Genomic DNA, 21,152 nt, shown 5'->3' with positions numbered 1-21,152 from the left:
GGAGGAACAGGCATCAGTCAATATGCCATATGTTTCGGGAAATCATATTTCCTAGTTACAAGCCCCATCCCCTCGTGGGTGGGGCAGTTGACCAGTTATTGTTGTAGCCCGTTCATATTGCTGTTTTGCATTTAAGAAAGCCTGCATATTCTCGGTAAGCAAGGACTGAGCATTTTTTTCTTGAAAAACCTGAGCTTCTAGCTGCCCAACTTTACTCCGAAATGCATTAAAACCATAGATGCTAAAGCGCGAGTCATACCACCAATATCTGTATTCAGACCAATCGTTAACAAAGGAAGTTGGTAACTTATCTAAATGTTTTTGTGCTTCTTGTAGCTTTTCTTCTCCCAAAGCCAAATCTGCTGGACTAGTAGCTTTTTCAATCAATTGTTCAGCTTGCTCGACTGATACCAACGCCTGCCGATAGTGATTGTCCATACTCATATAGCTGGGTAGCAACAAAAAAGGCGCATGGAGCATCACCGGACGGCGAACCACCGGGTAAGGCTGGTTCGCAACCCAAATTACACCACTGGGAATGCCAATAAGTATTGCTATCCAAATAAGTTTACTACCTATACCCCACTTGGCTTTGCGATGCAGTTGCTGAGAAGATATTTTGAGTGCCTGCCTTTCTAACTCCATTTCATGCTCTAATTTAGCTAGGTTTTTGGGGTTTGCAGATTGTTGGCTGGAGGCAGACGGGGTTATCCCAGAGCTATTTGGAGAATTTTTACGCAAAAAATTCCAGTTTATTTTGTTTAAAAAAGTCATAGATGCAGTCAGTACTGTGTTAAGTATTCCCAAAAAAACACAGTTAATACATACAACAAGTAATCAGCGTAAATAAATTCCGATGCCATTTGAAGATTAAATAACTCTTAAATCGTGTTAAAAGGTACTCTTGTCTCTTGCTTTAATCTGATATCTTGCTGGAACAGATTTGTTATTATCAGCTAGATTAATGAGTCGAATTAATGGATTTGTAGGGCGACGTGATTTTTTAAAGTTTGCCAGTGTTATAGGTATTGCTACTACTGCTTTTGGTGATAACTTTTGGAATCCAGAGCAAACTGCTATTGCTGATATTCATCCAAGTAAGCCTAATCCAGTTAGTCCTAATGAAGCTATCATCCGCTTATTGGATGGTAATCAAAGATTTATTGAACAAAAACGTAAATATCCCGATCAATCATTAGAACATCTACGATTAGTTGCTAAAGCTCAGTATCCCTTTGCTGCCATATTAGGCTGTGCAGATTCTAGAGTCCCTGCGGAAATCGTTTTCGATCAAGGACTTGGAGATTTATTTGTTGTGCGAGTTGCTGGTAATGTTGTCAGTGACACCGTTATAGGTAGTCTGGAATACTCTACAATAGTATTGGGTTCGCAGTTGATTGTGGTTTTGGGTCATAAAAGATGCGGTGCAGTCGCAGAAGCAATTAAAAATGAAACTCTTCCTGGCAGAATTGGTTTAATTATTGAAGGCATAAAACCATCTGTTGAAAGGATAAAGTTAAGAACGGGTGATAATATACAAGATGCAGTTATAGCTAACATTCAATATCAGACTGAAAAATTGCAGGAGAACTCAACGATTTTAGCTAAATCGCTCAGTGAAGGTAAACTCAAAATTGTTAGCGCTTGTTATGATGTTGACACTGGTAAAGTCAATATTATTAATTGAATAGATAATATCTTTTAGGCGTAGTATTGTGAGTTTAATGATTTGGCAAAAAATCATTTTTTATAAAAAATTTTTATTGATAAATCCTGAAAATTATAGGACTTACGCAAAACTACACGCGGTAGGGGCAATTCATGAATTGCCCCTACCGGAAACTCAAGGTTTGGGCTATTTTTTGCGTAAGTCCTGAATTAATTGAATTCATTGTTAATTAGGCAGGAGGCAGCAGGAATCCCAGTCCTTGCGATCGCTTCATTCCGCTTCTGTGCCTGTGGGAACGCCAAGGGCGAAGCTATCTAAATTAGTCAAAACCAGGCGTAAACGTCATCAAGAGGTTGACGCTTACACCCAACAAATTTGGGCAAAATCTTCTTGAGTTGACACCAATGACAACTGTATGCCCATGCTAACCAAGATTAGCGATCGCGTTTAGCAGAACGACGCGATGCCTCGCCATTGGTCGCGGGTGGTGCTGCTTTACGTTTAGCTGATGTCCGTGGTAACGGTTTAGGAGTCCGAGCCGGACGCTGATCGCGTTCTGGTTTGGGTCTGTGTTGCCGTTGCCGTCCATTGGGGATTGCTTCAGGCTGAACATCAAGGTTGGGGCCAAAGCCAGCCACTACTTCCCTTGGCAAACGCTGCTGAATCAGTTTTTCGATATCTGTTAATAAAGGGTATTCATCAACAGACACCAGCGATACGGCTTCACCTGACGCGCCAGCCCTACCAGTTCGCCCAATGCGATGAACATAATCTTCTGGTACATTGGGCAAATCAAAGTTGACTACATGGGGTAGTTCGCTGATGTCAAGACCCCTAGCAGCAATGTCTGTCGCCACCAATACCTGTAAACTGCCATTCTTGAATTTTGCCAGAGCATTAGTACGCACTGGCTGGCTTTTATTCCCGTGGATTGCCAGTGCTTGAATGCGGTCTTCGCCCAACTGCTTAACTAAACGGTCAGCGCCATACTTGGTGCGAGTAAACACTAGCACTTGATACCAATTATCTCGCCGAATCAGATGAGCAAGTAATTGGCGTTTTTTGTCACGGTCTACTTGGTAAACTTTCTGTGCGATCGTCTCGGCAGTCACGTTGCGGCGTGCCACCTCAATCATCTTCGGGTTATTGAGCAGTCCGGCGGCGAGTGCTTTAATTTTGTCTGAGAAGGTAGCGAAGAATAGCAAATTTTGTCGCTGTTTGGGCAAAAGTGCAAGGACGCGGCGGATATCATGAATAAAGCCCATGTCCAGCATCCGGTCTGCTTCATCTAGCACCAAAACTTCAATATGCGACAGGTTCAGCGTTCCCTGCTGTACATGGTCTAGCAGTCGCCCTGGAGTAGCGACCAAAATATCTACTCGGTTCTTCAAACGCTGTTTTTGTAGATTAATACCGACTCCGCCAAACATCACCATTGAGTTTAGCTGTAAGTATTTGCCATACTCGCGCACGCTTTCTTCTACTTGGGCAGCGAGTTCACGAGTTGGAGTCAGAATTAGCGCCCGAATGGGTCGGTATCCATTAGATGTAACTTTGACGTTCTTCTCAGACGATAACCGATGTAGAAGCGGCAGGGTAAAACTAGCGGTCTTTCCAGTGCCAGTTTGGGCCCCAGCTAGCAAATCGCTACCCGACAAGACGGCAGGAATCGCTTGTATCTGAATTGGCGTAGGTTCGGTGTACCCTCGCTCTGTAACCGCACGGATAATTTCATTGGACAAGCCGAGAGTAGAAAAATCCATAAAACTCCAAAAATAACATCGGCCTGTCACCAATGGCGGTGTCAGTCTTAGGCGGACGGATAAAAAAGCGTTGAAAGGCTGGATGGGCAATAGCGCAAAGACTGAAGGGCGAGTGCCGCAATTCCATATCTTAACAGATTGTAGTCTATTGTGTGGTTAAAGTTGCTCTGATTCAGTGTTGTGTTAAATTAGCATTACTTGGAATATAAAGTGTTGAACAATTAGGAGAAATTCGTTATCGCAATCCAAAAGCAACTGATTAATTCACAAATCAAGTCACCTAGTGTCTTCTTGATTGACCATGAGAATAATAATCGTGGTCTGATCGACACCAATGAGGCGCTACAGCTAGCCGAAAGCTTAGAGCTTGACTTAGTTGTAGTCTCTCAAGGCAAAGAAGCCCCCATAGCTAAGATTCTCAACTATGGCAAGCTTCAGTATCAAAAGAAAAAACGTCAGAGCCAGAGCGCTAGACCCACGGTAAAAGAAGTTCGATTTGGTCTAAATGTGGGTCAGGCTGATTACAATTTACGCATCGAACAAGCAGGTCAGTGGTTGAGTAAAGGTGATTCAGTTAAATTTGCCATCCGTTTACGAGGCCGAGAACATCAATATCGTGATAAAGCAGGAGAACTGCTAGACCGAATTGCAAACGATCTCAGTCAAGTAGGTAAAGTCCAGTCACTGGATAAACGCTCATTAATTGTTCAAGTCATTCCTGCCTAGTTAATCTTGCGATCGCTGGAGGATGTATTTGTGCCAGCTTTTGATACTCCCACGGTTGTGAAAACATTGCTATTGCTAGTTTTCACCTCAAACCGTGGGATTTTAACTCAAAGCTTGGAAAAGGATAGGCAACAGCACTCAATAAGCTAAGCATGGGACATAGCCAATCAATCGGCGCGTTTAGTAATTAGGTGTGTTAAGGCATCAATCAGGCGATCGCTTTCCATTGGTATAATGTCCCTCCCATGCATCACATCTTGAGTAATATGAAAATTAACTAATGTACCTAAAAAAATCCTCGCTGTTGCCTCTGGGTCAGTAATATTCAGTTCAGGGTGAGCAGTAAAGTATTGATTGAGCGTTTCCAACATTGGTTTAATCATCGCCCGAACACAAATCTGAGTTAATTCAGGAAAACGACCAGATTCCCCAATTAGCACTCGCATAAATGCACAGTGTTCCTGGTCGTTATTCATTTGTTCCAATAATTTGGTTCCTAATTGGCGCAGTACGATTTTTGGTTCTCCCTCCATAGGTTCCCCGCCAAAGAGAGAGTTAAACTTCTGATTTGCCAAGTACTCTATCAGGACTTTAAAAAGTCCCTCTTTATCTTGAAAGTGGCTGTAGACTGTCGCTTTAGAAACACTTGCCGCTACTGCTACCCGATCCATACTTGTACCAGCATAGCCATTTTGCAGGAACTCCTGCATTGCCCCTTGCAAAATTTGCTCCACTTTATCAACGGAATGATCTCGATCTACTTCGTCAGTTTTAATGCGTACCATTTATTAATAGTCCTCTCTTATAAAGAATTTTAATAGATGCGGCGATTTACCCTACGCCATTAATCTCAGTTGTGACAAGCATTCTGGTGCATAACTGAAGGCAAAGTTATTACAGCGTATTGCAGGTAAATGAAGTATACGTGTAGGGGCACAACATGTTGTGCCCCTACGATAATCTGTACCTCACGCCTGTTGCAATCTGCTGTAAATTGACAATTTCAGCTTTCTGCTCTTGACTAAACTACTCAGTTTAGTTTAGCATAGATTGAACTGAACAGTTTAGTACAAGTTGCTAATGGTAAAAGGTGGATAGTATGGTGCAGAACTGGAAATTAGAAGATTTAAAGTCTTACCAAAATCTTTTGCGATCGCCGATTACACTAGCGATAATTACATCTTTGCTCGTAGGTGGAGCTAGTGTTTATACGGTGTTAAAGTTTCAGGCTACAGCGAATGAAAAGCCAATAGCACCCGTAGCTGTTCAACCAGTGGTAAAAACAGTCACAGCATTAGGACGTTTAGAACCAAATGGAGAAGTCATAAAACTGTCTGCAACTTCTTCCACCGAGGGAAGTCTGCTTCAGAAACTATTGGTGAGAGAAGGCGATCGCGTCAAGGGTGGACAGGTAATTGCAATTATGGACAGTCGCGATCGCTTGCAAGCAAGTTTAGTTGAGGCGCAGAAACAAGTTCAAGTTGCCAAATCCAACGTTGACAAGGTAAAAGCCGGAGCAAAACAGGGAGAAATTGGAGCCAAACAAGCTGCTGTTAGCCGTCTGCAAGTCGAACTAGAGGGAAATATCAAAACTCAGCAAGCCACAATTGATCGCCTAGAAGCAGACTTACAAGGACAAAGACAAAGCTTACAAGCAACAGTAGATCGCGTCGCAGCCGAAAAGCGGAACGCTCAAGTAGATGTGCAACGCTATGACGCTTTATACAAAGCAGGGGCAATTTCTAGTCAAGAAGCCGATCAAAAACGCTTGAATGCAGAAACTTCGACTCAGCAGGTAATTGAAAACCAAGCCAACAAAACAAGAACTGTCGCTACTTTAGAACAGCAGATAAAAGAAGCCAAAGCTAACCGCAACCAAACTCTCGCCAGCTTGCAACAGCAGATTAACGAAGCCAAAGCCACCTTGAACCAAACGGCAGAAGTCCGGCCGACAGATATTGCCAACGCCCAAGCAGAGGTAGACAGCGCTCAAGCTACTGTGGAAAAAATTAGAGCGCAACTCGATCAAGCATACATCCGCGCACCCGAAGCCGGACAAATTTTAAAGATTAATACACGAGCCGGAGAAACTGTTTCTAATGACGGGATTGTAGAACTAGGTCGAACCGATCAGATGTATGCAGTAGCAGAAGTTTACCAAAGTGATATTAACAAAGTGCGATCGGGGCAACAAGTAAAAGTACTTAGCGATTCCCTTCCCGGAGAATTACAGGGAACCGTCGATTGGATGGCGATGCAGGTACAGCGACAAAATCTGGTCAACAGCGATCCCTCTAGCAATATTGATGCCAGAGTAGTGGAAGTTCATATCCGACTAGATAAAGCATCTAGCGCCAAAGCTGCCAAATTTACCAATCTGCAAATAAAGGCGGTAATAGAACTATGATTGGATTTATTCAACAACTGCGCCAGCGAACCCCTCTAGGATGGTTGCAACTGAGTCATGAAAAAAGCCGTCTCTTGGTGGCATTGGGAGGCATTGCTTTCGCTGATGTTCTCATGTTTATGCAGCTAGGATTTCAGAATGCCTTGTTTGAAAGTAATACTAAGCTTCCTAACAGTATACAAGCTGACATTCTCCTAATTAGTCCTCAGGGACGTAACGTGTTAAATATATCCACCTTTACGCGGCGGCGGCTATATCAGGCAATGGATGTGCAGGGGGTGAAGTCAGCAGAACCCATGTATATCAACTTTATCGATTGGAAGAATCCGAAAACACGCCAAAAGACATCTGTACTAGTTATTGGGGTCAATCCTGAAAAGCAAGCGTTAAATTTACCGGATGTCAACAGACAGATAAATATTGTAAAGCTGCCAGATACCATCCTCTTCGATCGCGCTTCCAGAGGAGATTATAAAGAAGCGATCGCTCAAGTTGAACAAGGAAAACCTGTTACGACTGAAATTGACCGTCGGACAGTTACTATTAGTGGCTTATTTTCAATCGGGGCTTCCTTTGGGGCTGATGGGAACCTAATTACCAGCGATCAGAACTTCTTGCGGCTATTTCCCGGACGACAAGCGAGTAGTGTCAGTATTGGTTTACTTAAACTACAACCAGGCTATGATGTCAAACAGGTGAAAGCAGCTTTAGAATCTCATCTGGGTAATGATGTTAAAGTGTTGACCAAAGCCGAATTTATCGAATTTGAAACAGATTATTGGAAAAAAAATACAGCCATCGGGTTTATCTTCAGTCTGGGTGTAGCAATGGGGTTTATGGTAGGCGTGATTATCGTCTATCAGGTTCTTTCTACAGATGTGAATTCTCATATAAAAGAATACGCCACCTTCAAAGCAATGGGATATAACAATCTCTACTTATTGGGTGTGGTGTTTGAAGAGGCGATAATTTTGGCAGTCTTGGGCTTTATTCCCGGAGCGATCGCACCTTTAGCGCTTTACTCTCTAACTCGGAATGCGACTAATTTGCCACTTTACATGACCGTAGCACGAGCCACCACAGTGCTGATGCTCACCATGACCATGTGTATTATTTCTGGTGCGATCGCTACTCGGAAATTACAGTCTGCTGATCCCGCAGATATGTTTTAGAAATTGTCATTGGTCATTTGTCATTGGTCATTTGCAAAGGAAAAATGATCGTCATCACGAGTAATCGAGCTATTTATGATTAGTCACCCCGTAATCTCTGTTAAAAATCTTGACCACTACTTCGGTCATGGTCAACTTCGCAAGCAAGTTCTCTTTGATATCAACCTGGATATTAACGCTGGCGAAATTATTATTATGACTGGGCCTTCTGGTTCTGGGAAAACTACACTTCTCACCTTAGCAGGCGGCTTGCGTTCTGCTCAATCGGGAAGTTTACAGATATTAGGAAAAGAACTTTGTGGTGCAAGTACAGCACAACTTACCCAGGTGCGACGCAATAACGGTTATATTTTCCAAGCGCACAACTTGCACGGTAGCCTAACAGTACTCCAGAACGTCAGAATGGGCTTGGAAGTGCATAATAATATTTCACCGACAGAAATGAAAATCCGAGCAACCCAAATGTTAGAAGAGGTAGGATTAGGAGAACGCCTGAATTATTATCCTAATGATTTATCTGGGGGACAAAAACAAAGAGTTGCGATCGCTCGTGCGTTGGTCGGTCGTCCTAAAATTGTCTTAGCGGATGAACCCACCGCCGCCCTTGATAGTAAATCTGGGCGAGATGTGGTCAACCTCATGCAAAAACTAGCTAAAGAACAGGATTGTACCATTCTCTTAGTGACTCATGATAATCGCATTCTAGATATTGCCGATCGCATAGTCTATATGGAAGATGGCAAGTTAGTAAACGATCGTGCTGTTGTTACAGCAGGTTAGCTGATTCTCCCCAAGATGTTTTTTTATTACAAAGCTTTTCAAGTAATTGAACTACACCAGTCCCCATTCCCCAGTCCCCATTCCCCGTTCCCCATTCCCCAGTCCCCAGTCCCCATTCCCCAGTCCCCGTTCCCCAGTCCCCGTTCCCCATTCCCCATTCCCCAGTCCCCGTTCCCCTCTACCTATTTCGATCGCAAAATCGTCCCTGTAATTTTACTAATGCCAATCTACCCACGCATCTGCTAGAGATTTGAAAGGTTTACTACTATATTAAGAAATGCTTGCCAGAGTCTGGAGTGCATCAATTGTGGGCATCGATGCCGTCAAAGTAGGCGTGGAAGTCGATGTGTCGGGGGGATTACCGGGAATTGTTGTCTTGGGACTACCAGATTCAGCGATTCAAGAATCAAGAGAAAGAGTTAAAGCAACGCTGAAAAATGCAGGTTTCGCTTTTCCCATGCGGAAAATTGTGATCAATTTAACTCCGGCAGATTTACGCAAAGAAGGCCCCTGTTTCGATTTGCCCATTAGTGTGGGAATTTTGGCGGCTTCTGAGCAAGTTAGCGCTGATTTGTTGGGGGATTATCTATTCTTGGGCGAAGTGTCTCTAGATGGCAGTTTGCGTCCGGTGGCTGGTGTTTTACCGATCGCAGCCGCAGCCCAAAAAATGGGAATTGCAGGTTTAGTTATCCCTGCTGATAATGCCCAAGAAGCCGCAGTGGTTCAAGGCTTGGCTGTTTATGGCTGCAAACATTTGTCTGATGTGGTGGATCTTTTAAATAATCCAGGGCGTTACAAACCTGTGCAGATGGATATTACAGTGGACACAAAAACTGTATCTTACCCTAGTCCAGATTTGCATGATGTGAAAGGACAAGCTCATGCGCGTCGGGCCTTAGAAATTGCTGCTGCTGGTGGACATAATTTAATCTTTGTCGGGCCGCCTGGTAGTGGAAAAACCATGTTAGCAAGGCGCTTACCAGGAATTTTACCCCCTCTGAGTTTTGCCGAATCTTTGGAAGTGACTCGGATCCATTCGGTGGCTGGTTTATTAAAAAATCGCGGTTCGTTGGTACGCGATCGCCCTTTTCGCAGTCCCCACCACTCGGCATCCGGGCCTTCTCTTGTTGGTGGGGGTAGCTTTCCTCGTCCTGGCGAAATCTCATTATCTCACAATGGCATATTATTTTTAGATGAATTAACAGAATTTAAGCGTGATGTTTTAGAATTTCTGCGTCAGCCTTTGGAAGATGGCTACGTTACAATTTCCCGTACCAAACTATCGGTAACGTTTCCCGCGCAGTTTACTTTGGTAGCGAGTACCAATCCCTGCCCCTGCGGTTACTATGGCGATACCATCCAACAATGTACTTGTTCTCCGCGCCAACGCGAGCAATATTGGGCAAAACTTTCTGGGCCGTTGATGGATCGGATTGATTTACAAGTTGCAGTAAATCGCTTGAAACCAGAAGAAATTACCCAACAACCGACTGGAGAAACATCAATCTCAGTCCTACAACGAGTTCAACAAGCAAGCGATCGCGCCATTAGCCGCTTTCAAGGTGAAGCAAATCTACGTTGCAATGCCCAAATGCAAAGTCGTCATCTCCAAAAATGGTGCAAGCTAGATGATGCTAGTCGCAATTTATTAGAAGTAGCCATTAGAAAATTAGGTTTATCAGCAAGAGCTAGCGATCGCATTCTCAAAGTAGCACGAACTATTGCAGATTTAGCGGGAGATGATGAGCTAAAAACTAGTCATGTGGCGGAAGCAATTCAATATCGGACAATCGATAGAATGCAGTAAAACAATTCGTAATTAGAGGATTTTTCATGTATTTGAACCACATCTGTCGTAGGGGCACAGCATTACTCATTGGTGTCAACTTAACGTGAAATCCTTGTAAAAACTGAATATTGAGTTCACTCACCACTCACTTACCGTCACGATCCGCGTTACCCCACCCTAACCCTCCCCTTATAAAGGCTACGGTGTACACACATCTTTGTACAAACCCAAAATCGTTGGAGATCCCCCTAAATCCACGCCACATGCTCCACTTGGGGAAACCCCAAGACCGCAGTGGCTCCCCTTAAAAAGGGGGACTTTAAGAGACTTTTGCCCCCCAATTTATCGGGGGGTTGGGGGGATCAAAAGCCTATGAGGCCACTCTCAAAGACTTGTGTGTACACCGTAGCCTTATAAAGGGGAGGGAACCGGATTTCCTGTTTCCCCCCTTTATAAGGGGGGTAAAACAGATGTGGGACAAAGCTTTGAGCTTAAGTTGACAGCAGTGAGCATTGCTGTAGAATACGGAGTGCGCTATCAGCACCAATCGCAGCGCTTTGAGCTTAAGTTGACAGCAGTGAGCATTGCTGTACCCCTACCGATTAAACGCCCAGAATTTGGTAAAAATATTAAATTCCTCCTCAAGAACGCTTTACAAACTCCCTTGGGAGGATGTCACTACTCAGATAAAAAAGTATCAAATATATCAGGAAGTAAGCGATATCCTCTTACAAGGAGACTGGTTGAATGAATTTGCAGGCGATTTTTAAGTTGTTCCAAGAGACATTCAAAGAATGGAGTGAGGATAAAGCGTCACGGTTAGCGGCGGCGTTAGCTTATTACACGATTTTTTCTATTGCACCGTTGTTAATTATTGTAATTGCGATCGCGGGCGCAGTATTTGGAGAAGAGGCGGCAAGGGGTCAAATCGTCGGACAAATTCAAGGTTTAGTGGGGATAGAAGGTGCAAAGTTTCTCGAATCAGCCATTCAGAATGCTAACCAACCAAAGACAGGAGCGATCGCTTCTATCATTAGTATCGTAGTTCTGCTAGTGGGTGCTACTGGTTTATTTACCGAGTTGCAAGATGCCATGAACACGATTTGGGAAGTTAAACCCAAACCCGGACGCGGCGTAACTAACATCATTCGTCTACGTGTTTTGTCCTTTGCAATGGTAATAGGTATTGGCTTTTTACTATTAGTTTCTCTGGTAATTAGTACAGGCTTGACAACATTAGTAACATACTTTAGTAACTTGTTACCAGGTGTCGATTCTCTCTGGCAACTTGTCAATTTTCTTCTCTCTTTTGCTATAACTACAGTCCTATTTGGACTAATTTTTAAAGTTTTACCAGATGTTAAAATTGCTTGGAGTGATGTTTTAGTTGGAGCTTCTCTCACCTCAGTTTTGTTCTCGATTGGGAGATTTCTATTAGGACAATATTTAGGTAATGGCAGTTTTGGTTCAGCTTATGGTGCTGCTGGTTCGCTGGTGGTAATTTTGGCTTGGGTTAACTATGCAGCACAGATTCTTTTCTTTGGTGCTGAATTTACCCAAGTTTATGCCAGAAGGTATGGAAGCGGCATAACCCCAACTAAAGATGCCATACCTTTATCTGATAACACGGAATATAATGGCAAGGCTCCAACGAGGCAATCGTCTACTAATAAAAAATCATCTTCTAACTTGATTAATCGCTTATTCAAGTCTTTTAAGAAGCCCAAGCGCTTAAAACAGAAAAGGAAAAATCCGCGATTTTAATCCTTAGATAGTGAGATTTTATATTTGTAACTCTGATAAATATTGAAGTATTTAATCTCTAATAAAAATCAGTTTTATGAAATAAGAACGTAGATAAATAACCTGATACTGGATTTTTTCCAGAAGTCTATTGAAAAAGGAAGAAAATCAGTGCTAATGGAAAAATGGTTTTTTATAGATTGGCAGGCAATCTTTGTTCCTCGCATCAGCGTCTTTGAATTGATTATCCGTGGCTCACTAGTATACTTAGCGCTGTTCACAGTGTTACGTTTCCTTCCTAGCCGCCAACTAGGAACACTAGGAATTACTGATTTACTTGTAGTTGTATTATTTGCTGAAGCTGCCCAAAATGCTATGGCAAGTAATTATACATCGATTACTGAAGGCGCTATCTTGGTTGGAACTGTGATTTTTTGGAGTTATTTGTTGAACTGGTTAGGCTACAAAATACCCCAGTTCCAACGTTTTTTGAATCAGCCACCGCTACTACTGGTAAAAAATGGTCGGATGATTCAGCGTCATTTACAACGAGAGTTAATTACAGACGATGAGTTGATGAGCAAGTTACGTCAGCAAGGTGTAGAATTTTTAGCCGATGTGAAGTTTGCATATATGGAAGCTGACGGTAGGATTAGCATTATTACCTTTGACTCAAAAACTAATTCCGTCCCTGAGCCAAAAACAGCATTAAAAATTGATCTACATTAATTAGACTGTAAAATATGACGGTTGTATTCTGTGCCGAATTGTGATTGAGCGTTATACTTTGCCCGAAATGGCTAATCTATGGAGTGAAGCCTATAAACTAAAAACTTGGCTGCAAGTCGAAATTGCTGTTTGTGAGGCTCAAGCTGAATTGGGTTACATTCCATCTCAGGCAGTTGAGGAAATCAAGGCTAAGGCAGATTTTGACCCCAAGCGGGTGTTGGAAATTGAGGCTGTAGTCCGCCACGATGTCATCGCTTTCTTGACAAATGTTAATGAATATGTTGGTGATGCTGGGCGCTACATTCACCTGGGTTTAACTAGTTCGGATGTTTTGGATACAGCTTTAGCACTGCAATTGGTTGCCAGCCTGGATCTATTATTGCAACGTTTGGAAGATTTGATTGAGGTAATTCGGCAAAAAGCACGGGAACATCGTCATACTGTGATGGCTGGCCGATCGCACGGTATTCACGCTGAACCAATTACTTTTGGTTTTAAACTAGCTGGCTGGTTAGCAGAAGTGTTGCGACACCAAGAACGCTTGAGAATACTCCGCGAAACCATTGCTGTAGGTAAGATTTCTGGTGCAGTGGGAACTTATGCCAATGTTGAACCTCGTATAGAAGCGATCGCTTGCCAAAAACTCGGACTCCAACCCGATACGGCTTCAACACAAGTTATTTCCCGCGATCGCCACGCCGACTACGTGCAACAATTAGCCTTGGTAGCGGCAACCATCGAACGTTTTGCTGTAGAAATTCGCAATCTGCAAAAAACAGACGTTCTGGAAGTTGAAGAATTCTTCGCCAAAGGTCAAAAAGGCTCCTCAGCCATGCCACACAAGCGCAACCCCATCCGTTCCGAACGGCTGACGGGAATGGCACGACTGGTGAGAAGTCATGCCGGTGCAGCCTTGGAAAACGTTGCACTCTGGCATGAGAGGGATATTTCCCACAGTTCTGTAGAACGGGTAATTTTGCCAGATGCTTGTACTTTGACGCATTTTATGTTGTCAGAAATAACCGACTTGGTAAAAAACCTGTTGGTTTATCCTGAAAACATGGCACGAAATCTCAACTGCTACGGCGGCGTTGTCTTCAGCCAAAAAGTGCTACTTGCCTTAATAGACAAGGGAAGCAACCGAGAAGAAGCTTATGCGATCGTTCAAGAAAGCGCTCACGTCGCTTGGAACAAACCAGGAGGGAATTTCCAGGACTTAATTAGCAAAGATCCTCGTGTTACCGAAAAGTTGTCCCCAGCAGAACTAGTAGTCTGTTTCGATCCCCAACAGCATCTCCAGCATTTAGAAGAAGTTTACCAACGATTGGGAATTTAGGATTAATTGGCCTGTGCTGTAGGGGCAATTTATTAATTGCCCCTACAGAGGATAGTAAAGAATATAAAAATACCAAAAATCACTAGTATTACATTCCTGAAGACTGTCTGCTTGATGCTGAAATTATCGCCAGCACTGGGTAATATAAATATATTTATTTATTAGTACTACGAGTGCTTTAATGATTGAAATCCTAGCCACACTTTCTGCATCTGCGGCAGCAGGAATGAGAATAGGCATACCTTTGCTGATTATTGGATTATTGCCAGGTAGTGACTTATGGTCACAAGTTCCAATTCTATCTCACATTTCTCCACCAATATTGTTAGGCTGCCTCACCTTTTGGTCTTTATTTGAATTATTAGCCTCAAAAAAACTATGGGGGCAAAGATTGCTACAACTGGTTCAGTTATTCATGTCTCCCATCGTCGGGGCAATTATGGGGTTAGCAGTAGCTAACGCAACAGCAACACCAAACTGGCTGATTGCCTGTATTGGTGGTTCGTTAGCTTTAGTACTCCAGCTAGTTCAAGTTGGTTGGTTCTATCGGTTACGTGGCTTACCCTTGTGGGCAGTCTTTCTTCAAGATACCTTGTGCATTGCTCTAGTACTTTTTGCCTTTGATGCTCCCTGGCAAGGGGGATTAATTGCTTTAATTCTGCTCTGGTTTGCAGTTCGTAGCGCGAAACAGTGGTATGACTGGTATCATTAAACCCCAACGAGACTAGGAATTGCAAGTTATTTAATCATAGTAAAATGTTGTTCGATAGTCAAATCAGTAATTAACTCAATGAATGAATTATTGACTCGTATTACGCCGCAAATTCCTGGTTAATGTGGGGGTCGTCCTTGCATTCGAGGTATGAGAATTAGAGTTAGTGACATTTTTAGAAATGTTAGCGGAAAATGTCACCCTTAGCGAAATTTTAGAAGACTTCCCCGATTTAGAACTAGAAGATATTCAAGCTTGTCTTCTGTTTGCTGCACGACGGACTGATTTTGTGCGGTTGACAGCATGAAGATTTGGATTGATGCACAGTTAGTTGTACACACAAGTCGTATTACCCCCCTTATAAAGGGGGGAAACCAGATTTCCAGTTCCCTCCCCTTTATAAGGCTACGGTGTACACACAAGTCTTTGAGAGTGGCTTCATAGGCTTTTTATCCCCCCAACCCCCCGATAAATTGGGGGGCAAAAGTCTCTTAAAGTCCCCCAATTTATCGGGGGATTTAGGGGGATCTCCAACGATTTGGAGTTTGTACAGAGATGTGTGTACACCGTAGCCTTTATAAGGGGAGGGTTAGGGTGGGGTAAAACCAGTGAGAAGCTAAAACACATCTAATTTGCATGTTCAAATTTTATCAGTCTCTTGTGGGGTGCGCATCTTGCCCGCCCTGATGATGCAAGTTAAATGCCGATTAGCTTATACAGTTATTTTCCAACTTGTGTATACACCGTAGCCTTATAAAGGAGAGGGATTGTGAGACAAGATGAAGTTTTGCATTTTATTTAATCCACGTTCCTTAAAGAGTGAGGAATTTTGTTTATCTCCCTCATCTCCCCCTGCCTCTGTGCCTCTTCCGCAAGATTTTTTACTGCAAAAGCCCAATCATGTGCAAGAAGCCGTGACCGGTAATCAACTCAATGATTAAAGCGATAAAGCCTAACATAGCAATCCGACCATTCCAGACTTCAGCGCTAGTAGTTAGACCCCATTCCCAACGCTCTTGGGGGTACATTTTAACCATTTTTTTCATTTGGGCAGCTTGCGAAAGCTTGAAGCTGGGGTTTTTCAGCGCATCGATCACTAAGTCTGCAAGTGCATTAATGAATACAGGATGGGTATTAGGAGCAGGAACGCGGCGGAAGTTATGAATTCCTGATTCTTCTGCTACTTCCCGATACTCAATATCAATTTCTTGCAGTGTCTCGATATGCTCTGAGACAAAACTAATAGGCACGACAACCAAATCTTTAACGCCCTGTGCGCCTAGTTCTTTGAGCGCATCTTCAGTATAGGGTTGCAGCCATTCTACTGGGCCGACACGACTTTGGTAAGCTAAGGTGTGGGCATTGGGACGGTTGAGAGTCTGCAAAATCAGAGCAGTACATTCTTCAATTTCTTGCTGATAAGGGTCGCCAGCCTCTTCAACGTAGCTTTTAGGAACGCCGTGAGCGCTGAAGAATATATGAACCTCATCCGGGTTAGGATACTGCTCAAGTTCCTGGGCTATGAGTTCCGCCATTGCTTGGAGGTAGCCTGGTTGTTTGTACCAAGAAGGAATAACGGTGTATTCAATGGGCTGAAGTTTTGGGTCTTCTTGCCAAAGTTTATCTAAAAGCCGGAAGCTAGAACCACTAGTACTGATAGAAAATTGGGGATATAATGGTAATATCACCAGGTGTTCTATATTATCTTCGGTTATTTGTGCGATCGCTTCTTCTGTATAGGGATGCCAATAACGCATTCCCACGTAGATATTAGCTTCTTGCCCTAAATGACCCAACTGTTCTTTTAAAGCTTCCCCTTGCGCTTCTGTGATCCGTCGTAGTGGGGAACCGCCACCGATTTGCTTATAATTTTCTTGAGATGTTCTGGTTCGCCGCGAGGCAATAAACCAGGCTAGGGGCTTTTGCAACCAGCGAAACGGTAGGCGAATAATTTCCGGATCGGAAAATAGGTTATACAAAAACGGCCCGACATCTTCTAGCTTATCGGGGCCACCGAGATTGAGTAATAAGACGCCTACACGACCCATAGCAGTTACTTTCCCCCAATCTTTTCAGATTTTTTACTAATGTTAACAATATATCTTTATTAAATAATAAAGCTTAATAGCAAGGAAATATGCAATGGCAACAATTTTAAGGGATTGGAGTTACCGCTATCAGTGGTTGTATGATAGTATCTCTCGTTTAACAGCCTTAAGTGTAGGTGGTGAAGCGCGTTTTCGGCAACTTGCTTTGCAAGGCTTAACAATTCACTCAGATACTCAGGTTTTAGATTTATGTTGCGGTAGTGGTCAAACAACGCAATTTTTAGTAAGATTTTCACAAAATGTAACAGGATTGGATGCTTCACCTAAGTCTTTGCAACGCGCACGGCTAAATGTCCCTGAAGCTTCTTATGTCGAAGCTTTTGCCGAGGAGATGCCATTTGCAGATAATCTGTTTGATGTGGTGCATACCAGCGTTGCATTACACGAGATGCAGTCTCAGCAATTACAAAAAATTGTTAATGAAGTTTATCGGGTGCTGAAGCCTGGAGGGGTGTTTACGCTGGTGGATTTTCACGCTCCTACAAATCCGATATTTTGGCCTGGGATATCACTATTTTTATTGTTGTTTGAGACGGAAACAGCTTGGCAATTGTTGAAAACCGATTTGGCTGGTTTGTTAACTGAGACTGGGTTTGATGTGAGTGAGCAAACTTTATATGTAGGTGGTAGTTTGCAAGTAATACAGGCGAAGAAGTGAAGTATGCCACTTAAATAAAAGCAGGTAAGATACCTGCTTTATATGTTTATAAAAAGTAGGAGGTATTAGTAGAAGTTTCAATCCCTAATAGGGATTTTAATGAATTGCAATCAAACAGGAGCAACTTAAAGGCGATATTGACCCAGGTTTCAATCCCTAATAGGGATTTTAATGAATTGCAATTCAAGTTGTTCGCTAGTAGCGGTAGGCATTATGTGTTTCAATCCCTAATAGGGATTTTAATGAATTGCAATGTCCGCGACAATTTTCACTTAGTCTGCGAACCGTTTCAATCCCTAATAGGGATTTTAATGAATTGCAATTTTTCGGAGGCTGATATTGAAGCAGCCCATATAATTCGTTTCAATCCCTAATAGGGATTTTAATGAATTGCAATGATAGCTTGCGAACTATGGAGATGAAGTGGCGCAGGTTTCAATCCCTAATAGGGATTTTAATGAATTGCAATTTTTTTTCACAACTGAAGTAAACCTTTTATAGCGTTTCAATCCCTAATAGGGATTTTAATGAATTGCAATAAATTACAGGAGTAATTTGAGTTTGGATTGTAGAGTTTCAATCCCTAATAGGGATTTTAATGAATTGCAATTTGAAGAACTGGATGTATTTCAGAAGGCATTTAAATTGGTTTCAATCCCTAATAGGGATTTTAATGAATTGCAATACAGCACTTTGTATACACTCACAGTTAATGGTGTGTTTCAATCCCTAATAGGGATTTTAATGAATTGCAATAACTGGCATGTATATGCTGTTCTTGCTTCATTATCTAGTTTCAATCCCTAATAGGGATTTTAATGAATTGCAATTCAATGTACAGCAAGCTTTTCAGGCAACTGTTACCGTTTCAATCCCTAATAGGGATTTTAATGAATTGCAATTTCCAAAGATCGCTCTTTGGGCTTTCTCTTTCCACGTTTCAATCCCTAATAGGGATTTTAATGAATTGCAATTCGCAGCATCAGGTTTTGTTTATGCAATTAAAGTCTTGTTTCAATCCCTAATAGGGATTTTAATGAATTGCAATTTGGCAGAGAAGGGCAGAGTCCCTTACCTCAGTTTCAATCCCTAATAGGGATTTTAATGAATTGCAATCTGTTTCTGCTGCGGCAATTGCCATCGGCTTGTAAGCTACGTTTCAATCCCTAATAGGGATTTTAATGAATTGCAATTGGTGATTTAAAAACTTTCGGGTCTAAAGATTTAGGTTTCAATCCCTAATAGGGATTTTAATGAATTGCAATATGGTTCTGGAATGTTCTTTGAATTGATTGAACTTGGTTTCAATCCCTAATAGGGATTTTAATGAATTGCAATCCTAAGGGGTCTGGCTTTATTTGGCAATCTGAGTTTCAATCCCTAATAGGGATTTTAATGAATTGCAATTCTTTTCATCAGTACTCATCAGTGCAAGGAATTGAGGTTTCAATCCCTAATAGGGATTTTAATGAATTGCAATTATGAAATAGGTTACTATATTCATATACACTAGTTTCAATCCCTAATAGGGATTTTAATGAATTGCAATTCGGCGAAGGGGGAAATACCGCCGTTTGTTCTTGTTTCAATCCCTAATAGGGATTTTAATGAATTGCAATCCAATTGCACAGACAAACACAGATTAACCGCGAGTTTCAATCCCTAATAGGGATTTTAATGAATTGCAATAATAATCTGTAAGTACTAGCGAAAGAAGGGAATACGTTTCAATCCCTAATAGGGATTTTAATGAATTGCAATGGCCGCTAGCAATGCCGTCTACGGGTGCGCCACCCCCGTTTCAATCCCTAATAGGGATTTTAATGAATTGCAATATGAAGCGTGGGGCAAAAATATTAAAGGATTGGTTTCAATCCCTAATAGGGATTTTAATGAATTGCAATCGCAGGAGGCTGAAACCCAAGCTGTATTTAGTTTTCAAGGTGCCGTTTCGCGGTTCAAGGGCAATCATAGCATTAGAGAATTCGTTTGGAAAGAGCGCCAGGAAAATTTAAAGGCTGAAATCGTCTTTTGATAAGGATTTCAGAGATTGCGCGGATGAAGAGTAGGCAACTAATGAGTTGAAAGCCTTACTGTACTTGGGATATAAGCACTTTTTTGAGGCTGTGGAATTTGTACACCTACCCCTCCGCGCATTTGAGATGCAGGAACCTAGCCAGAAGGGGATTCAGCAAAGAAAATTGTTTCGTCTCGTGGCTGTTCTCCACCAATACGTTCGATTTTTCGCTGACAACAGCCACAGAGAAAATAAAAGCGCACGCTGTCGGTATCGGGTTTTATCAATTTGGCTAAACGCGATCGCAGTTTAGCATACTGAGTGGGAGTGATATCGCACTCAAATACACTAAGTTGCATCCATTGTCCGTAAGACTTGAGAATGGAATGAATTTTAGTCCGACGTTTATCTTCTGGAATGTCGTAGCTGACAACAATATACATGGGAAAGTTATTTGAGAACTAAGGGGGGATATTTATCGATTTCATTCATCAGGTACTTACTCAACAACCTCGCCTGAATTTCAAAGGATTTTTGGTAGGTGCATTTAGTTCCCATGACTGGATGTTTAAACTCTGATTGTTTCTTTTGTTCGTAGGCGCGAAGAAATGTATGCAGTCCTTCTTTGGTTAAATTCACAGCACCACTGAGCGGTTCGGTGGTAAAATCAGTTAGGGTTAGCGATCGCTTGTTAATCAGCGACAACACTACAGCATCCACTATCAAAGGACGAAATTCTTCCATCAAGTCTAAGGCTAGGGAAGGTCTACCATAACGTTCAACGTGTAAGTATCCTAGATAAGGATCGAAACCGACAATATTTAAAGCACTTTGCACATCATGGCGTAGTAATGTATACCCAAAACTCAGTAATGCGTTAACTGGATCGGTTGGTGGGCGGCGGTTTCTGGCTTCAAATTTAAATTCTGGGGTTTTGATTAGGTGTTGAAAACAACCGAAATAGGCTGCACTACCCGCACCTTCTAAGCCTCTGAGGGAATCAATACTGCTAGTTTTTTCAATTGGTGCGATCGCGTTTTCCAATCGAGTGATGTTATTATTCAGGTCAGTATCAGGATGTTCTCGCTGAGTGCGAAGTAAGCTATGGCGGTAATTTTTCAATTTACCGCGCACAAATCCTCTGACTAAATGTATTGCATGTTGTGATTCTCCTATAGCTTGCCATTGGGCTTTCCGAACAAAGATATTTTTGGTAACTTCTGGTTCTAAACGCCCTAAATATCGTCCGTTTTGTGTGAGAAATGTTAAACCAATGTGACGATCTAAAAGTTCACTGACGATGGCGGGAGAAATAGTAGCCCGTCCTAGTACTACAATTCCTTCTAGTTTAATTAAAGGGATATCCAAGATTGTTTTTTGTTCAGCTTTGACGGTGAGACGTTCGTCAACTTTGCCGATAAAAGCATCGGCTTGTGTTACGTAAACTGTTCCCATGATTTCATCCTTAATTAATTGAAAATTTTCAAACTCAATACAATACGGTTTGGTTAGCTTGTTTGCTGTGCAGAGATCCCCCCAACCC

Annotated in this window: 20 protein-coding genes, 1 pseudogene and 1 CRISPR repeat array; of the genes and pseudogenes, 13 read left to right on the top strand and 8 right to left on the bottom strand. The window is 42.3% G+C overall.

The annotated features are described in order from the left end of the window. Positions 1–51 precede the first annotated feature (51 nt). Entirely contained in the window at positions 52–774 is a 723-nt protein-coding gene (locus tag V7K38_RS18400; protein WP_334859838.1) for a hypothetical protein, read from the bottom strand. Between the two features lie 190 nt (positions 775–964). On the opposite strand from V7K38_RS18400, the gene V7K38_RS18395 reads away from it, so the two are divergent. Beyond that, complete coding sequence (locus V7K38_RS18395) at positions 965–1,687, top strand: carbonic anhydrase (RefSeq protein WP_334859837.1); 723 nt, start codon at positions 965–967, stop codon at positions 1,685–1,687. Positions 1,688–2,103: 416 nt separating this feature from the next. Here the strand turns inward: V7K38_RS18395 and V7K38_RS18390 are convergent, their stop codons facing one another. Both V7K38_RS18390 and V7K38_RS18385 read right to left on the bottom strand, forming a co-directional pair. Next, the gene (locus V7K38_RS18390) at positions 2,104–3,432 is read right to left on the bottom strand and encodes a DEAD/DEAH box helicase (RefSeq protein ID WP_334859836.1); all 1,329 of its coding nucleotides are present in this window, start codon (positions 3,430–3,432) and stop codon (positions 2,104–2,106) included. Next, entirely contained in the window at positions 3,401–3,559 is a 159-nt protein-coding gene (locus V7K38_RS18385) for a hypothetical protein (protein ID WP_334859835.1), read from the bottom strand. The genes V7K38_RS18390 and V7K38_RS18385 overlap by 32 nt, the downstream gene beginning before the upstream one ends. Positions 3,560–3,669: 110 nt before the next feature. Here V7K38_RS18385 and infC point away from each other — a divergent pair, with 110 nt between their 5' ends. Continuing rightward, positions 3,670–4,158: a translation initiation factor IF-3 gene (infC, locus tag V7K38_RS18380; protein WP_334859841.1), complete on the top strand. Its 489-nt coding sequence runs from the start codon at positions 3,670–3,672 to the stop codon at positions 4,156–4,158. A 167-nt stretch (positions 4,159–4,325) separates the two neighbouring features. On the opposite strand, the gene V7K38_RS18375 is transcribed toward infC, so the two are convergent. Beyond that, entirely contained in the window at positions 4,326–4,943 is a 618-nt protein-coding gene (locus tag V7K38_RS18375; RefSeq protein ID WP_334859834.1) for a TetR/AcrR family transcriptional regulator, read from the bottom strand. Between the two features lie 314 nt (positions 4,944–5,257). On the opposite strand from V7K38_RS18375, the gene V7K38_RS18370 reads away from it, so the two are divergent. From V7K38_RS18370 to V7K38_RS18360, 3 genes are all read left to right on the top strand, one after another. Beyond that, the gene (locus V7K38_RS18370) at positions 5,258–6,565 is read left to right on the top strand and encodes an HlyD family efflux transporter periplasmic adaptor subunit (RefSeq protein ID WP_334859833.1); all 1,308 of its coding nucleotides are present in this window, start codon (positions 5,258–5,260) and stop codon (positions 6,563–6,565) included. Then, entirely contained in the window at positions 6,562–7,737 is a 1,176-nt protein-coding gene (gene devC / locus V7K38_RS18365; RefSeq protein ID WP_334859832.1) for an ABC transporter permease DevC, read from the top strand. The genes V7K38_RS18370 and devC overlap by 4 nt, the downstream gene beginning before the upstream one ends. A 75-nt stretch (positions 7,738–7,812) precedes the next feature. Next, positions 7,813–8,517 carry a DevA family ABC transporter ATP-binding protein gene (locus V7K38_RS18360; protein WP_334859831.1) on the top strand — a complete coding sequence of 235 codons (705 nt, stop codon included), beginning with the start codon at positions 7,813–7,815 and terminating at the stop codon, positions 8,515–8,517. Here V7K38_RS18360 and V7K38_RS18355 read toward each other — a convergent pair. Beyond that, positions 8,504–8,668, bottom strand: a complete 165-nt coding sequence (locus V7K38_RS18355) for a hypothetical protein (protein ID WP_334859830.1) — start codon at positions 8,666–8,668, stop codon at positions 8,504–8,506. The genes V7K38_RS18360 and V7K38_RS18355 overlap by 14 nt on opposite strands. A 126-nt stretch (positions 8,669–8,794) precedes the next feature. Between V7K38_RS18355 and V7K38_RS18350 the strand changes: the two genes are divergently transcribed. The 7 genes and pseudogenes from V7K38_RS18350 (at position 8,795) to V7K38_RS18320 (ending at position 15,133) form a co-directional block, all read left to right on the top strand. Beyond that, positions 8,795–10,324 carry a YifB family Mg chelatase-like AAA ATPase gene (locus tag V7K38_RS18350; RefSeq protein WP_334859829.1) on the top strand — a complete coding sequence of 510 codons (1,530 nt, stop codon included), beginning with the start codon at positions 8,795–8,797 and terminating at the stop codon, positions 10,322–10,324. A 454-nt stretch (positions 10,325–10,778) separates the two neighbouring features. Further along, positions 10,779–11,057: a hypothetical protein gene (locus tag V7K38_RS18345; protein WP_334859828.1), complete on the top strand. Its 279-nt coding sequence runs from the start codon at positions 10,779–10,781 to the stop codon at positions 11,055–11,057. Further along, the gene (locus V7K38_RS18340; RefSeq protein ID WP_334859827.1) at positions 11,054–12,070 is read left to right on the top strand and encodes a YihY/virulence factor BrkB family protein; all 1,017 of its coding nucleotides are present in this window, start codon (positions 11,054–11,056) and stop codon (positions 12,068–12,070) included. Before V7K38_RS18345 ends, V7K38_RS18340 begins: the two co-directional genes overlap by 4 nt. A 156-nt stretch (positions 12,071–12,226) precedes the next feature. Further along, positions 12,227–12,778, top strand: a complete 552-nt coding sequence (locus V7K38_RS18335; protein WP_334859840.1) for a DUF421 domain-containing protein — start codon at positions 12,227–12,229, stop codon at positions 12,776–12,778. Positions 12,779–12,818: 40 nt separating this feature from the next. Beyond that, a complete protein-coding gene (gene purB, locus V7K38_RS18330) occupies positions 12,819–14,114 on the top strand; it encodes an adenylosuccinate lyase (RefSeq protein WP_334859826.1) in 1,296 nt (431 codons plus the stop codon). A gap of 181 nt (positions 14,115–14,295) precedes the next feature. Beyond that, complete coding sequence (locus V7K38_RS18325; RefSeq protein ID WP_334859825.1) at positions 14,296–14,826, top strand: DUF4126 domain-containing protein; 531 nt, start codon at positions 14,296–14,298, stop codon at positions 14,824–14,826. Between the two features lie 78 nt (positions 14,827–14,904). Then, positions 14,905–15,133: pseudogene (locus V7K38_RS18320) on the top strand (DUF433 domain-containing protein). A gap of 574 nt (positions 15,134–15,707) precedes the next feature. On the opposite strand, the gene hemH reads toward V7K38_RS18320, so the two are convergent. Next, on the bottom strand, positions 15,708–16,874 hold the full coding sequence (gene hemH / locus V7K38_RS18315; RefSeq protein WP_334859824.1) for a ferrochelatase: 1,167 nt from the start codon (positions 16,872–16,874) through the stop codon (positions 15,708–15,710). A 94-nt stretch (positions 16,875–16,968) separates the two neighbouring features. On the opposite strand from hemH, the gene V7K38_RS18310 reads away from it, so the two are divergent. Then, on the top strand, positions 16,969–17,592 hold the full coding sequence (locus V7K38_RS18310; protein WP_334859823.1) for a class I SAM-dependent methyltransferase: 624 nt from the start codon (positions 16,969–16,971) through the stop codon (positions 17,590–17,592). 74 nt (positions 17,593–17,666) lie between these two features. Continuing rightward, a CRISPR array of direct repeats spans positions 17,667–19,496; the repeat unit is 37 nt; unit sequence GTTTCAATCCCTAATAGGGATTTTAATGAATTGCAAT. A gap of 268 nt (positions 19,497–19,764) precedes the next feature. Here V7K38_RS18310 and cas2 read toward each other — a convergent pair. Then, positions 19,765–20,052, bottom strand: coding sequence for a CRISPR-associated endonuclease Cas2 (gene cas2 / locus V7K38_RS18305; protein WP_334859822.1), 288 nt, complete (start codon positions 20,050–20,052; stop codon positions 19,765–19,767). 7 nt (positions 20,053–20,059) lie between these two features. Next, positions 20,060–21,064 (bottom strand): type I-D CRISPR-associated endonuclease Cas1d, encoded by a 1,005-nt coding sequence (gene cas1d, locus V7K38_RS18300; RefSeq protein ID WP_334859821.1) that lies wholly within the window; start codon positions 21,062–21,064, stop codon positions 20,060–20,062. Positions 21,065–21,152 lie beyond the last annotated feature (88 nt).

Origin of the sequence: Nostoc sp. (genome assembly GCF_036917465.1) — a bacterium.
Taxonomy (GTDB): Bacteria; Cyanobacteriota; Cyanobacteriia; order Cyanobacteriales; family Nostocaceae; genus Nostoc.
The sequence above is the reverse complement of the archived record's forward strand: the minus strand, read 5'-3'. Positions and strand labels throughout refer to the sequence as shown.